Source organism: Streptacidiphilus sp. EB129, assembly GCF_041262645.1.
In the GTDB taxonomy this organism is placed as follows: Bacteria; Actinomycetota; Actinomycetes; order Streptomycetales; family Streptomycetaceae; genus Streptacidiphilus.
This window is the reverse complement of sequence record NZ_JBGCCS010000055.1, coordinates 20,607-34,113: the sequence shown is the minus strand read 5'-3', so window position 1 is coordinate 34,113 and position 13,507 is coordinate 20,607. Positions and strand designations below refer to the sequence as shown.

Genomic DNA, 13,507 nt, shown 5'->3' with positions numbered 1-13,507 from the left:
TGCTGCGCCTCGGTCGCCCGCTCACTCGGCCCCGCCAGCACCGACTCCCGGATCGCACCCAGCTCCGCCACGCGCCCCCGGCTGTCGCCACCGGCCGACTCGGCCTCACGCGCCTCACGCACAACGGTCATCTGTCCGCACTCCAAGTCTGTCCGAATGCCCGCCCGAACGCCCGTTCGACAGCTTGCCGAGAAGGCGGACCAGCCCACAGTCCGACGATACGAGGCCCACGTCACGGAGACGGGGGTCGGTTTCGTACAACACCTGGCGCGAATAGCTGGTGGGGCTGGACAGGAGGCCGCCCCCGTCGCACGCCTTCCACCTGCGCGCACGCCCCCGACCTGCGGGTCCTTGGTCGAAAACAATCTTTGGAAGGTTCAGACGGTTTTCACAAAAGAGCACTAGGGTTCGCGTCATGCCCACCTCCAGCCCCACCGACTTCCCCCAGCCCTCCGAGCCCACTGGGCCGGTGCCGGGCACGACGCCGACGGTCGAGTCGGCCCCCACTGTCGCGATCACGAAGGTCCCGGGAGGTGCGCAGCCGCCGGTTCCGCCGCAGCCCACCGCGCCGGTCTGGACGCCCCGTCCGCACGAGCAGCTCAGCCCGGAGGACAAGGACCTCACGGACCTGACCGACGACGAGCTGGAGGCTCTGACCGCCGACTCCGTCTCCACCGGGGTGCTCGGCGGCGCCGCCGCGATCGTCAGCGGCGTGCTCGGCCTCGCGTCGATCACCGGGACCTGGCTCGGCAGCCAGGTCAACGATCGCGAGAAGCTGATCGGCAGCATCAACTCCGGCGGCAAGTCGCCGGCCGTGCAGCTCTCCGAGGGCTACACCAAGCCGTGGCACATGATGGCCGCGTTCAACGGCATGTTCGCCCTGGTCGCCATCGTCGTCGGCGTCGCCGTACTGTTCGCCGGACGCTTCCTGGCCACCCGGCCTCTGCCGAACTGGGTCCGCGCGGTGGCCTGGGCCGGCCTGGCCCTCGGCCTGCTCGGCGTGCTGGTGTCCTGCGGCGTGTACTTCGGCTGGTTCACCAGCACCATCACGCTGCCGGCCGCCAGTACGGCCAGCACCGGCCAGTAACCGGAACCGGCTGCTGACAGCCCGGCGACCGCCAATTCGGCGACACGGTCGACCCCCACCTACGACCTGCAGTAGCGGACCCGCCCGCCCGGCGCACCGTCCGGCTCCCGCCCGGAGCCGGTGCGCCGGGCGGCGTGGTGTCCGCCCCTCGTACGGGCGAATGCGCCCGCCGCGCCGTCGTGTCAACGGCACGACCGGGCCGTCCGTCGCCACCGTTGCCGGTATGACCTCGTTCACGAAGCCGCTGGTCCGCGCGATGGCCGCGCTGGCCCTCACTTCCACCCTCATCGGTCTGCAGGCCCCGGCCGGTACCGCGGCCGCCCCGCCGATCGCGGGTGCCCAGTACGTCCAGGGTGTCCAGTACGTCCAGCTCCAGCACCCGGTGCCGGCCTCGCCGCGCGAGGTGACCGAGATCTTCTGGTACAACTGCCCGCACTCCTACCTGCTCGCGCAGCCGCTGCGGGACTGGGCGGCCCGGCAGAACCCGCCGGTGACGATCCGCCACATCCCGGCAGCCTGGCCCGACAGGCCGGACATGATGGGCTACGCCCGGGTCTACTACACCCTGGACCGGCTGGGGCTGGCCGACAGCATGGAGCAGGCGGTGTTCCACGCGGTCCGGGACGAGCACTGGGACCTGACCCAGCCCGACGCGCTCAGCGAGTGGGCGCAGCTGCAGGGCATCGACGAGCAGCAGCTGATGGACGCCTGGAACTCGCCCGAGGTGCAGCAGGAGGTGCAGGCCGCACCAGCCCTGCGGGAGCGCTACGAGGTGCACGAGATGCCCAGCGTGATCATCGGCGGCACCTACCGGACCTCACCGTTCATCGCACCCGGCGGCGTGCAGGGGACCGTCCCGGTGGTCGACTACCTGCTGCGCCGCAGCCGCTGACGCGCGGACGACCGCGACGGTGGCGTGCCCGGTGTCGGCCGGGTACGCCACCGTCGCGGTCGTTCCCGCTACGCCGGGCGGCGGCGCAGCAGGGTGACGGCGAGGAGTGCGGAGAGCAGCATCAGCGCCGCACCGCCCAGGGCCGCCGCGTGCATCCCGTGCACAAACGCCTCCCGGGCCGCGTCGAGCACCTGGGCACGTGCCGCTCCGGGGAGCTGTGCGGCGACCGACTCGGCGCCGCCGAGGGTCTGCTGGGCCGTCTGCCGCGCCGTTCCGGTGATCGCGGCGGGGAGCAGCGTCCGTGCGTCGCCCCGGTAGACCGCCGCACCGATGGTGCCCAGCAGGGCCATGCCGCAGGCTCCGCCGAACTCGGTGAAGGACTCCATCAGGGCGGCCGCCGTACCGGCCCGCTCCTCGGGGGCCGCGCTGAGCAGGATCGTGGAGACCAGCGACATCACCATGACCAGGCCACCCGCTTCCAGGCTGGCGCCGAGGAGGATCAGCCAGACTCCGGAGTGCGCCTGAGCCTGCGTCATCACCCCGAGGCCGGCCGCCGCGACGACGAACCCGATGGCCAGGACGACGGCCCGGTCGAGCGTCTTCGCCAGCACCGCGGCCAGCGGTGCGCAGCCGCCGACGGTGACCGAGGGCAGCAGGCTCCACAGCGCGCCGACCAGCGGGCTCAGTCCGAGCACGGCCTCCAGGTACTGGGTGGTGAACACGGCGATGCCGACCATCGCCACCATGGCCAGGGTGTTCATCAGCAGGGCGCCGCTGAAGGCACGGCTGCGGAACAGCGCCATGTCCAGCAGCGCGCCGGGGTGGCTGTACTGGCGGCGGACGAAGACCACGCCGACCGCGAGGCCGGCCACCAGGGCGACGACGGGGAGCACGGCGAGGCCGTTGTTGGCCAGTTCCTTGATGCCGTAGATGGTCGGCAGGATCGCGGCGAGCGACAGCAGCGAGCTGACGATGTCGAAGGGCTCGCGGTCCGTGCTCTTGGTCTGCGCGCTCTTGGTCTGCGTGCGCTTGGTCTGCGTGCGCTTGGTCTGCGTGCTCCTGGTCTTCGTGGTGCTGGTCTCCGGCAGCAGGAGCGGGCCGAGGACCAGCAGCAGGGCCATGGCCGGCAGGTTGACCAGGAAGACCGAACCCCACCAGAAGTGCTCCAGCAGGACCCCGCTGAGCACCGGGCCGAGGGCGATGCCGCCGGTCATCACCCCGGTCCAGGCGGTGACCGCCTTGGCGCGCTGGGCCTCGTCCTTGAAGAGGCTGCGAATCAGGCCGAGGGTGGAGGGCATCAGCGTCGCGCCGCCGACGCCGAGCAGTGCCCTGGCCCCGATCAGCATCACGGCGCTGGTCGAGTAGGCGGCGAGGACGGAGGCCGCGCCGAACGCCGCCGCACCGATGAGCAGCAGCTTCCGGCGGCCGATGCGGTCACCCAGGGCACCCATGGTGATCAGCAGGCCGGCCAGGACGAAGCCGTACATGTCGAGGATCCACAGCTGCTGGGTGCTGCTCGGGTGGAGCGCGCCGCCGATGAACGGGACCGCGAAGTAGAGCACGGACACGTCCATGGAGACCAGCAGCAGCGGCAGAACCAGGACGCCGAAGGCGGCCCACTCCCGGCGCCCCGCACGGGGCCCCGCCGCGGTGCCGGCCGCGGCAGTACCGGCCGCCGCGGGGCCGTTCGAAGTCCGGGCCGGGGTCCCGTCGGTGGCGGGGTTCTCGGCCGGTCCCGCCGTGGCGGGTTCCCGTGCTGGTGCCGTCCTGGTCATCGCTGCTCGTCCCCTCGTTGTGGCCGCACGCCAATTGCGTATGCCATACGCACTACTGCGTAAGGTATACGCAATGCGGCGACACCGTCAACGACGGACCGTGCACCGGCCGTCCCCTCGGGCGACTGCCACCCCGGGGCCTCGCCTCGGGCGGCCGACGCGTCAGGAGTACTCCGCCAGGCGCGGCCTCACCCCCAGCACGACCAGCAGCAGCGCCGGCCCCAGCGCAACCGGCGCGATGGCGGTCCAGTCGGACAGGTCGTCGCCGGCGGCCTGCACCCCGGAGTCGAAGACCGCCGCCCGCTGCGCCGCGAGGTCACCCAGTCGGCTGCTGAAGTCGAAGTAGGCGAAGGCGATCTGACCACGCGTCACACCGGTCAGCTGCACTGCCGCCTGGTCCGGCTGCCCGCCCTGGGCCAGCGACCGCAGGGTGGAGTCGGCGGTCAGGAACGCCGCCTCCGGGCCGGAGGCCACGCCCGAGCCCGGGACGCCCGTGAGCTCGCCGGGAAGCTGCCGCGTCATCACGTCGAACTGCTGCTGCAGGGACGGCCGGTAGGCGCCGTCCACCAGCCACCGGCTCTCCACCGCCTCGGCGTTCGCGGACGAGACCTGCGCCTGCGCCACGGCCGCGGCCGGGGCGTAGCCGTCATGAACGGCGCCAACGATCCGCCCGGCCGCTCCCAGCAGTGCCAGCCCCCCGGCCAGCGCCACCGCCAGCAGCGCCGCAGTGGCGGCCAGCAGCGCCGGGTTCAGCAGCCGGCCATGCCGCCTCGCCACATCGACCTGCCACCAGACCATCAGCACCAGCGCGACCAGTCCGATCAGGCCCAGCAGCAGCGCCCCCAGCCGGGCATGGTCCGCCGCCGCCGAGCGGTCCGCCGAGACCTGCTGGTCCGCGCCGGCCAGCAGTCCGCGCACGGTCGGCAGCAGAGTCTGCTGCAGCAGCCCTTCCGCCTGGTCGTAGTAGTCCAGGGCGAGTACCGGCGGACGGCCGACCACCGGGTCGGTCTGGCTGGTCGCCGAGAACTCCTCGGTTCCGGTCAGGGCGTCATAGGAGGACAGGCTGTCCAGCAGCGACTGGACCGCCGAGCGGCCCGCCGTGTCGGAGGTCTGCGCCAGCAGCGTCAGGTCGCCGCCGAGTCGGCTGCGGTCGGCCTGGGCGGTGAGCGAGGCCAGCACTCCGTCGTCGACCAGGGTGGGCGGCTGGCCGTCGGCCGGCGGGGCCGCCGAGTAGCCGACCACCAGCGACTTGGCGTGCTGCGCGTCGAGGTCAGCGAGAGTCTGGTAAAGATCTGCGGCAGCGGCGGCGCGGGGCCGTGACACCGAGGCCAACTCGTGCAGATCGGACTGCGCCGTACTGAACGAGATCAGCGCGCAGGCGAGCAGTGCCGCGATCAGCAGCAGCGCGGCGGCGGCCTGGACCCGGAGCCGGACCACCGGCCCGCCCCCGCGCTGCCGGCGCCGCCAGCGGCCCCCCAAGGACTGCGGCGTTCGTTCGTGCCGGACGGATGACGGTGGGACGGTCGACGCCGGTGCGGACACGGCGGCCGGAGCGGATGCAGTGGTCGCAGTCACTCCGGCAACGCTACGAAGTTCCGGCGACCGCCCGCCGACCCGATGGGAGACGGAGGGTGAACGGACTGTCACAGGACCGAACGACGACCCGGCTCCCGGCCGGGGACGGCTGATGAGACCGCCCGAGGGGAAGTAAGAGTTGTGTTACCCCGGTCACTCGGGGGCGGTTGGGGGTGTGATCATTGCACCGGATAGCGTTGCCCCGCAGCAGACAGGTCGACCGTCGGCCAATGAGCCATCATCACCAGGAGTCCCCTTGAGCGCGAACGCAGCCCTCTTCGGCTCCTCGTGGCTCCTGATCATCGCCTTGCTCGCCGTGCTGGCCGACGCCTTCATGCCGCTGATCCCGGACGGGTCGCTGGTCATCGCCGCCACCCTGGACACCTCCCGCTCGGCCCCCTCGCCGGTGCTGATGGCGTTCGCCGTCGCGCTGGCCTCCTTCTCCGGGGACCTGCTGCTGCTCCGCGCGGCACGGCGCGGCGCCGGCTGGGCCCAGCGGCGACTGGACCGCAGGCCGGGGGCCGCGAGCGCGGCGACCCACATCCTGGAACTGCTGGAGACCAAGCCGGCCCGCACCATGCTGCCGCTCCGCTTCGTCACCGGCGGACGCTCCGTACTGGACCTGACGATCGGAACCACCACGCGGCCGCTGCGCCGCTTCATCCAGTGGTCGGCGGTGTCCTCGGCGGTCTGGGCCTGCTACATCGTCGGCCTCGGCTACCTCAACGCGCACACCTTCAACACCAGTTGGCTGAGCTTCGGGGTGTCCTGCCTCACCGCGACGGTGGTCAGCGCGCTGATCGCCCGCTGGGTGCAGCGCGAACGCCGCACCATCCGCGCCGCCCGCACCGCCACCGAGACGGACGAGGCAGAGGAAGCGGTCCTCCCGGCGGCCTGACCGCCGGGACGGACATCGTCGACAGCCGTGGCCGGGTCAGGCCGGCAGCCGCCAGTCCACCGGGGTCAGCCCGAGGTCGGCCAGGCCCTTGTCGATCTGCGAGAACGGCCGGCTCCCCAGGAAGAGCTTCGCGGACAGCGGGGACGGGTGCGCCCCCTGCACCACCACGTGGCGGGTGGTGTCGATCAGCGGAAGCTTCTTCTTGGCGTAGTTGCCCCACAGCACGAACACGGCCGGCTCGGCGCGGTCGTTGACCGCGCGGATGACCGCGTCGGTGAACTGCTCCCAGCCCTTGCCCTTGTGCGAGTTGGCCTGGTGCGCGCGGACCGTCAGCACCGCGTTGAGCAGCAGCACCCCCTGGTCCGCCCAGGACTGGAGGTTCCCGTGCGCGGGCGCGGGGATGCCCAGATCGGCTTCCAGCTCCTTGTAGACGTTGCGGAGCGACGGCGGGATCCGTACCCCGCGCTGGACCGAGAAGCACATGCCGTGCGCCTGGTTGTCGTCGTGGTACGGGTCCTGCCCGAGCAGCAGCACCTTGACCTTGTCGTAGGGGGTCGACTCCAGGGCCGAGAACACCTGGCCGACCGGCGGGAACACCTGCTGCTCGGCGCGCTCCCCCGCGACGAACCCGGCCAGCTGGTGGAAGTACGGCTTGGCCGTCTCCTCGGTGAGCACCCCGCGCCACGACTCGGGCAGCACGAACTCGTCGAGGGCGGTCTGGTCAGGTGACGACATGGTGGATGGCCTCCGCGGTACTCGTTCGATCCGACTGCACCGACCGTATCGGTCCGCACTGACAACGCCCCAAACGGACCGCTCAACTCCCGTGCGCCCGCAGGCCGGGCTCCGCAGCCCGGTCCTGCGCACGCATGCGCTCGAAGGCCACCTCGACCCCGTCCAGGATCAGCTCCAGCCCCCAGGCGAAGCCCTCGTCGGGGTCGGGGCGGTCGTCCGCCTCGGCGACGAAGCGGGCCAGCAGCGGGTGCTCGCCCTCGGCCAGGACCGTCATCAGATAGGGGCCGACAACACCCCGGTACTCGTCCTCGGTCTGGCCGGTGTGCCGGGCCGCCTCCGCCTCGGCGATCTCGGTCAGCACCACGCCGCGCACCCAGGCGATCAGCGTCCCGGTCAGCCGGGACATCTCGTCGATGCTGAGACCCTGGCCGTCCAGGACACCCAGCAGACGTTCGGTACGGCGCAGTACGTTCGGCCCCAGCGGCGGCCGGCTGGCGGAGATCGGCAGGACCCAGGGGTGGGTCAGCATCAGCCGCCGGTAGCCGTGTGCGATGCCCCGGAGGTCCGCGCGCCAGTCGTCGGTCAGCGGGTCCCCCAACCCGCCTCCCCCACCCATGACCTGATCCGTCATCAGGTCGAGCAGGTCATCCTTGGTCTCGACATAGCGGTAGAGCGACATGGTGCCCACGCCGAGCTCGGCCGCGATCCGGCGCATCGACACCGCCTCGACACCCTCCGCGTCGGCCAGCGCGACGGCGGAGCCGACGATGGCGTCGAGGCTCAGCGACGGCTGCGGCCCGCGTCCGCCGGTCCGCATCCGGCCCCAGACCGGCGGGCGCGGTGCACCGGGCACCGGCGTCGGTTTCTGCGCGGCCACCGGGCGCCTCCTCGCTGCGTCGACCCGTGGGTAGTGCGTACATGGTACGCATCTCAGCCGCTGCGCACCGCGCTGAGGTGGGCGAAGACCACCACGTTGCCGGTGTACTCGGCGTGCGCGCGGTCGAAGCCGCCGCCGCAGGTGATGATCCGCAGCTGGGCGTCGGGGGCGGGCGCATACACCTGGGCCCCGGGGAAGGCCGCCTTGGGGAAGGAACGCACCTGGTCGACGGTGAACACGGCGGTGCTGCCGTCCACCCGCGCGACCTCGATCGCGGCGCCGGGCTTCAGCGCCGACAGGTTCCAGAACACGGCCGGGCCGGTGGCGGTGTCGACATGCCCGACCAGGACGGCGGTGCCGGCCTCGCCCGGGGTGGCCGAGTCGCGCAGCCAGCCGGCCGTGCCCGGCTGCGAGAACGGCGGCAGTTCGGGCCGCCCCGCGCTGTCCATGCCGAGGCCGAGCAGCGGCGCGGTCAGGGCGATCGAGGGCACCGCGAGCTGGATCGGCGTGGACCGGGCCACCGGCGCGTGCCCGGCACCGGCCGGAGGTGCGCCCGGTCCCGCCTTCGGCGCAGCAGCCCCACCGCGCGCACCCCTGCCGGCCATGGCCTGCCCTGCCGCGCCCTGCCCTGCCGCGCCCTGCCCCGGCGCGCCCTGCCCTGCCGCAACCTGGCCGGGCCCACCCGGGCCCCGCGCGCCCTGCCCTGCCACACCCTTACCGGGCCCACCCGGGCCCGGCCAACCCTGGCCTGGCGCGCCCCGCCCGGGCCCACCCTGGCCGGGACCGCCCTTGCCGGCGGCACCGGCCACGGCGGAGGCCCGGGACGTGCCCCGCGCCGCGTGCGCCGCCGCCGCACGCGCCCCCGCCGCACGCGCGCCGGCCGGCACCGCGCCGGCCGGCACCGCGTCGGAGCCGGCCACCGCCGCCGGATGCAGCGGCAGGACCGCTCCCACCGGGGCCACCGCGGCCGGATCGGCCACGCCGAGCAGGGACCCGCCGAGCGACAGCGCGAGCAGCGCCGCCGAGACCATGCCGAACGGCCGAAGCAGCCCCGGCCGCCGCAACGGTCCCGGCGGCTGCGCCGGTCCCGGCCGGTCAGCCACGACCCGCTCCACGGAGCCGACGCCGCAGCAGCAGCAGTCCGCCGACGGCGGCCGTGCCGGTCAGCGCGAGCGAGCCGGCCGAGCGCACACTCCCCAACGGCACGCTACCCAGCCGCTCACTACCCCACGACACGCTGCCCAGCCGCGCGCTGCCCAACGGCACGCTGCCCAGCCGCGCACTCTCCAGCCGCGCGGTCCCCCGCCGCGCGCTGCCGAGCCCCGCCGCGCCGAGGCCGCCCGCCTCCGTACCGGCGGCCACCCGGGCGACCGCCCGGGTGGCGCCCCAGCCGCCGCCGGTGTCCAGGCCGCCCAGCTCCGCGACCCGCAGCGTGCCCACCGCGACGACCTTGCCGCCGCAGCTGTCGACGACGCGGTAGCCGCCCGGCTCGGTGTCCCCGCCGACCCGGGCCTCGGCGAACAGCCCGCCGTCCGCCGCAGGCGCCAGCAGGACCGGGGCGCCGAAGGCCGGGGAGGTGACGGTGCCGGTATTGGCGCCCTCGCAGGGCGCGAAGGTACGCAGGTCGACGGTCCCGCCGGGGCGGGTGGTGCCCGGGTCCAGGGTCAGCACGTCGGGGTCGGCGGCGCCGTTGTCGGTGGTCACCAGCGAGGTGACCTGACCGGCGCCGCCCTGGCCCCCGCCCGTCGCGGCGACGGCGGGAGCGGCGGCCGTCAGCACCAGCGCGGACACCGCCGCACCGGTGAGGGCTGCGCAGAGCGTGGCCATCGGGATTCCTCTCGGTCCTGGGCAGCCGCGGCAGGATCTCGGCAGTTCACCCATACCAGAGCAAAATATGACGATTCATCCACTTCCGTACGTACGACATGCCGCCGCCCGGTGGACCGGGCCCAGCCCTTCGGGTGACCCGGTACGCCGATCGGCCCCGTTACTCGTAGTCGCACGAGCAACGGGGCCGACGGCAGCGCACGCTGACACCCGGTCAGCGGCGAGGGTTCAGATCTCGCGGAGGGGGTCAGATTTCCCCGATCAGCTCCACCACGGACTTCAGCACCCGCGACGGCCGGTACGGGAAACGCTCGACCTCGGACTCCTGGGTCAGCCCGGTCAGCACCAGCACCGTCTGCAGACCCGCCTCCATGCCGGACTTGATGTCGGTGTCCATCCGGTCGCCGATCATCGCCGTCGACTCGGAGTGCGCGTTCAGCGTGTTCAGCGCCTCCCGCATCATCAGCGGGTTGGGCTTGCCCACGAAGTACGGGTCCACGCCGGTCGCCTTGGTGATCAGCGCCGCCACCGAGCCCGTCGCCGGGAGCACGCCCTCGGTGGAGGGGCCGGTCTCGTCGGGGTTGGTGCAGATGAACCGGGCTCCGTCGTTGATCAGCCGGATCGCCTTGGTGAGCGCCTCGAAGCTGTAGGTACGCGTCTCGCCGAGCACCACGTAGTCCGGGTGGCTGTCCGTCAGCACGTAGCCGATCTGGTGCAGCGCCGTGGTCAGCCCGGCCTCACCGATGACGTAGGCGGTGCCGCCGGGCCGCTGCCCGTCCAGGAACTTCGCGGTGGCCAGCGCGGAGGTCCAGATGCACTCCTCGGGCACGTCGAGACCCATCCCGGCGAGCCTGGCGTGCAGGTCGCGCGGGGTGTAGATGGAGTTGTTGGTCAGCACCAGGAAGGGCTTGCCCGAGTTCCGCAGCGCGGTGATGAACTCGTCCGCGCCCGGGATCAGCGTCCCCTCGTGGACCAGGACCCCGTCCATGTCCGTCAGCCAGGACTCGATCGGCTTGCGTTCCGCCACGTCCGTATCTCCGTACCTCTAGGAATGGCTGCCCCGACGATCACAGCCTATCGGCGCGACCCGCTACTGCGCCGCCCGTCCCGCCTGGCGGGACGCCAGCAGCGCCGGCAGGTCCGCCACCGAGGCCAGCACGTCGGTGGCCCCGTCCGCCCAGAGCCGGTCGGCGTCGTGCGCGCCGGTCAGCACTCCGGCCACCACGCCGGCCCCGGAGCGGACGCCGCAGAGCATGTCGTAACCGGTGTCGCCGACGACCGCCATCGCGCGCACGTCGTCCGCGCCGCCGGTGCGCAGCAGCGCCGCCAGCGCCAGGTCCGGGTACGGACGGCCGCGGCCGCCCGCGTCGGCCGGGCAGAGCGCCAGGTCGACCAGGCCCTGCCAGCCCAGCGCGTCCAGGATGCGCTGCTGGGTCGGGCCGGAGAAGCCGGTGGTCAGCACGACCGTCAGGCCGGAGGCCCGCAGCTGCCGGATGGTGTCCTCGGCGCCGGGGAGCGGGGCGCAGTGGCCCTGGTCGACCAGCTCCGCGTACGCCTTCTCGAAGGCCTGGTTGGCCTGCTGGGCCTGCTCCTCACTGGCGAAGAGGTGCCGGAACACCGAGATCTTGCTCTCGCCCATGGTGGTGCGGACGTAGTCCAGCATGCCCTGGTGCTCGGCGCCGCCGGCCGGCACGCCGAGTTCGGCGGCCGCCGCCTCGAAGGCCCGCTCGACGAGTCCGTCGTCGGCGACCGTGGTACCGGCCATATCAAGTACGACCAGGCTGGTCGCGGTCTGCTGCGTGCTCATCAGAGCCCCATCTCGTCACAGGTGGCCTCGCCGATCGCCGGCGAGCAGGTCATTCCCCGGCCTCCGGGGCCGGTCACCAGCCAGACGCCGTCGCGCACCCGCTCGCGGTGCACCACCTGCGTGGTGTCCCGGCACTGCGCGTACACGCCGGCCCAGCGGCGCCGGATCGTCGGCAGCGGACGGCCGAGCACCCGCTCCGCCAGCTCCGCGAGGTAGGTGTACGGGTCCTCGACGGTGTCGAAGCCGAACGGCTGGTCGTACTCGTGGGTGTCACCGATGGTCAGCGAACCGTCCGCGCGCTGCACCATCAGCAGCTGCATCCGGTGCTCGGCGGCGGTCGGGTGCTGCGGCTGGCCGGCGTTCAGGGCCTCCAGCGCGCCGCCCGCGTAGGCGGGGTAGTAGCGGAAGCTGTCGCCGTCGGCGACCGAGGTGGTCAGCATCTCGTCCAGCGGGTCGGTCTGCATCATCTGCAGCCGGACCCGGCGCACCGGCAGCTCCGGGGCCAGCTCGCGGACCAGTCCGCCGAGCCAGGCGCCGGTGCAGAGCACCACCTGGTCGCCGGTGTGCAGCTCGCCCCGGTCGTCGCGCACCGAGCGCTCGCCGACGATCTCGCGGACCTCGCGGCCCCCGAGGAAGGTGTAGCGGCCGGACTCGCGCAGCCGGTCCTGCAGCGCACGCTGGGTGACCCGGGGCTCGACCTGGGCGTCGTGCGGGCTCCACAGCGCGCCGAGCAGCCCGTCACCGCGCAGCGCGGGGTTGGCCTTGCGGGTCTCCGCCTCGTCCAGCAGCTCCCAGCCGCGCACGGCGGCGTCCGGCCGGGCGGCCACCTCGGCCGCGACCGCGTGCTCGGCCTCGGTGCGCAGCACGGTCAGCGACCCGCTCGCCCGGAAGCCGACCGCGGGCACCTCGGCGGCTATGCCCTCCCACAGCTGACGCGCCCTCAGCGCGGTGTCCAGCTCCGGGCCTTCGGCCCGGCCGCCGACCCACACCAGACCGAAGTTGCGCACCGAGGCGCCGCGCGCCTGCTGCTCCCGCTCCAGGTGGACGACCTCATGACCGCGCTGGACGGCATGCCAGGCATGCATGGTCCCCAGCGCTCCTGCTCCTACGACGATGACTCTCACAGGTCAGACCTTCGATCGCGTAGATGTTCCGGCGGGGCCGTCCCGGTGAACCCAGCATGAACACCCCAGCACGTTTGGACTAGACCCGTTACCGTTTCGATATCCCAACCGGGACAGAATCGGCCTTTCACGGCCCACCCGCCGGTCACTCGGCGGCGGCGCCCAGTTCCGCGGTGAAGCTGAACCGGTCCCCCCGGTAGAGCGTGCGCACCCGCTCGAAGCGGCGTCCCAGCTCGTCCCAGCTGCGGCGGTGCAGCAGCAGCATCGGCAGCGCCGGCGGGGTGCCGACCAGCAACGCCTCCCGGGGGGTGGCCAGCACCGTCTCGATCCGCTCCTGGCCGCCACCCGGCAGCAGCCCGCAGGCCTCGCGGGCGTAGGCGTAGAACGAGGACGCCGGGTCGAAGTCGCGGTCCAGGCCGGGCAGCAGGGCCACCGGGGCATAGGTGCTCTCCAGGCCGACCCGCTCCTCGTCCGCGAGCAGTACCCGCTCCAGGTGCCAGATCCGGGCGCCCACCTCCACCCCGAACTCCCGGGCCACGTCCGGGCCGGCCGCGAAGTCGTCCAGGCCGATCAGCCTGCGGCCGGGCATCCGGCCGTGGCGGCGGACCCCCTCGGTGTAGCTGGACAGCGACAACGGCTGCTCGATCTTCGGTCCGGCGACGACGGTGCCCCGCCCCTGGCGCCGGACCCGGCCCTCCAGCAGCAGTTCGCGCAGCGCGAGTCGCAGCGTCTCCCGGGCCACCCCGCAGCTCTCGGCCAGCTCGCGCTCCGTGGGGAGCACCGCGCCCTCGCCCAACTCCTGCAGCAGCTCCACGAGTTGTGCCTTGGCCGCGTAGTACCTGGGCATCCGGCCGTGCTCCGGCACGCCCTCGCGGACCGGCGAGCCCAGGATCCCGCCGAGGATCCCCTC

Annotated in this window: 13 protein-coding genes; 3 read left to right on the top strand and 10 right to left on the bottom strand. The window is 73.2% G+C overall.

Annotated features, from left to right (window positions below):
* Window positions 1–415: 415 nt before the first annotated feature.
* Both ABH925_RS35030 and ABH925_RS35025 read left to right on the top strand, forming a co-directional pair.
* The gene (locus ABH925_RS35030) at window positions 416–1,087 is read left to right on the top strand and encodes a hypothetical protein (protein WP_370155104.1); all 672 of its coding nucleotides are present in this window, start codon (window positions 416–418) and stop codon (window positions 1,085–1,087) included.
* A 223-nt stretch (window positions 1,088–1,310) separates the two neighbouring features.
* A complete protein-coding gene (locus tag ABH925_RS35025; protein WP_370155101.1) occupies window positions 1,311–1,979 on the top strand; it encodes a thiol:disulfide interchange protein DsbA/DsbL in 669 nt (222 codons plus the stop codon).
* A 68-nt stretch (window positions 1,980–2,047) separates the two neighbouring features.
* Here the strand turns inward: ABH925_RS35025 and ABH925_RS35020 are convergent, their stop codons facing one another.
* A complete protein-coding gene (locus ABH925_RS35020) occupies window positions 2,048–3,754 on the bottom strand; it encodes an MFS transporter (protein WP_370155099.1) in 1,707 nt (568 codons plus the stop codon).
* 162 nt (window positions 3,755–3,916) lie between these two features.
* On the bottom strand, window positions 3,917–5,191 hold the full coding sequence (locus ABH925_RS35015) for a hypothetical protein (RefSeq protein WP_370155097.1): 1,275 nt from the start codon (window positions 5,189–5,191) through the stop codon (window positions 3,917–3,919).
* A gap of 394 nt (window positions 5,192–5,585) precedes the next feature.
* Between ABH925_RS35015 and ABH925_RS35010 the strand changes: the two genes are divergently transcribed.
* Complete coding sequence (locus ABH925_RS35010; RefSeq protein ID WP_370155095.1) at window positions 5,586–6,227, top strand: DedA family protein; 642 nt, start codon at window positions 5,586–5,588, stop codon at window positions 6,225–6,227.
* 36 nt (window positions 6,228–6,263) lie between these two features.
* Here the strand turns inward: ABH925_RS35010 and ung are convergent, their stop codons facing one another.
* The 8 genes from ung to ABH925_RS34970 form a co-directional block, all read right to left on the bottom strand.
* Window positions 6,264–6,962: a uracil-DNA glycosylase gene (ung, locus tag ABH925_RS35005; protein ID WP_370155093.1), complete on the bottom strand. Its 699-nt coding sequence runs from the start codon at window positions 6,960–6,962 to the stop codon at window positions 6,264–6,266.
* Between the two features lie 82 nt (window positions 6,963–7,044).
* Complete coding sequence (locus ABH925_RS35000; RefSeq protein ID WP_370155090.1) at window positions 7,045–7,839, bottom strand: TetR/AcrR family transcriptional regulator; 795 nt, start codon at window positions 7,837–7,839, stop codon at window positions 7,045–7,047.
* A gap of 53 nt (window positions 7,840–7,892) precedes the next feature.
* On the bottom strand, window positions 7,893–8,942 hold the full coding sequence (locus ABH925_RS34995) for a class F sortase (RefSeq protein WP_370155087.1): 1,050 nt from the start codon (window positions 8,940–8,942) through the stop codon (window positions 7,893–7,895).
* Window positions 8,935–9,666, bottom strand: coding sequence for a hypothetical protein (locus tag ABH925_RS34990; protein ID WP_370155084.1), 732 nt, complete (start codon window positions 9,664–9,666; stop codon window positions 8,935–8,937). Before ABH925_RS34990 ends, ABH925_RS34995 begins: the two co-directional genes overlap by 8 nt.
* 247 nt (window positions 9,667–9,913) lie before the next feature.
* Window positions 9,914–10,693 (bottom strand): HAD-IIA family hydrolase, encoded by a 780-nt coding sequence (locus ABH925_RS34985; protein ID WP_370155082.1) that lies wholly within the window; start codon window positions 10,691–10,693, stop codon window positions 9,914–9,916.
* A 63-nt stretch (window positions 10,694–10,756) separates the two neighbouring features.
* Window positions 10,757–11,473 carry a phosphonatase-like hydrolase gene (locus ABH925_RS34980; protein WP_370155079.1) on the bottom strand — a complete coding sequence of 239 codons (717 nt, stop codon included), beginning with the start codon at window positions 11,471–11,473 and terminating at the stop codon, window positions 10,757–10,759.
* Window positions 11,473–12,597 carry a TIGR03364 family FAD-dependent oxidoreductase gene (locus tag ABH925_RS34975; protein ID WP_370155077.1) on the bottom strand — a complete coding sequence of 375 codons (1,125 nt, stop codon included), beginning with the start codon at window positions 12,595–12,597 and terminating at the stop codon, window positions 11,473–11,475. The genes ABH925_RS34980 and ABH925_RS34975 overlap by 1 nt, the downstream gene beginning before the upstream one ends.
* Before the next feature lie 145 nt (window positions 12,598–12,742).
* Entirely contained in the window at window positions 12,743–13,501 is a 759-nt protein-coding gene (locus tag ABH925_RS34970) for a GntR family transcriptional regulator (protein ID WP_370155110.1), read from the bottom strand.
* Window positions 13,502–13,507 lie beyond the last annotated feature (6 nt).

Bases quoted from the DNA above. Each gene is read 5' to 3' on its own strand.
- ABH925_RS35030 (WP_370155104.1), top strand. From the start codon at position 416: ATGCCCACCTCCAGCCCCACCGACTTCCCCCAGCCCTCCGAGCCCACT.
- ABH925_RS35025 (WP_370155101.1), top strand. From the start codon at position 1,311: ATGACCTCGTTCACGAAGCCGCTGGTCCGCGCGATGGCCGCGCTGGCC.
- ABH925_RS35020 (WP_370155099.1), bottom strand. From the start codon at position 3,754: ATGACCAGGACGGCACCAGCACGGGAACCCGCCACGGCGGGACCGGCC.
- ung (WP_370155093.1), bottom strand. From the start codon at position 6,962: ATGTCGTCACCTGACCAGACCGCCCTCGACGAGTTCGTGCTGCCCGAG.
- ABH925_RS34990 (WP_370155084.1), bottom strand. From the start codon at position 9,666: ATGGCCACGCTCTGCGCAGCCCTCACCGGTGCGGCGGTGTCCGCGCTG.
- ABH925_RS34980 (WP_370155079.1), bottom strand. From the start codon at position 11,473: ATGAGCACGCAGCAGACCGCGACCAGCCTGGTCGTACTTGATATGGCC.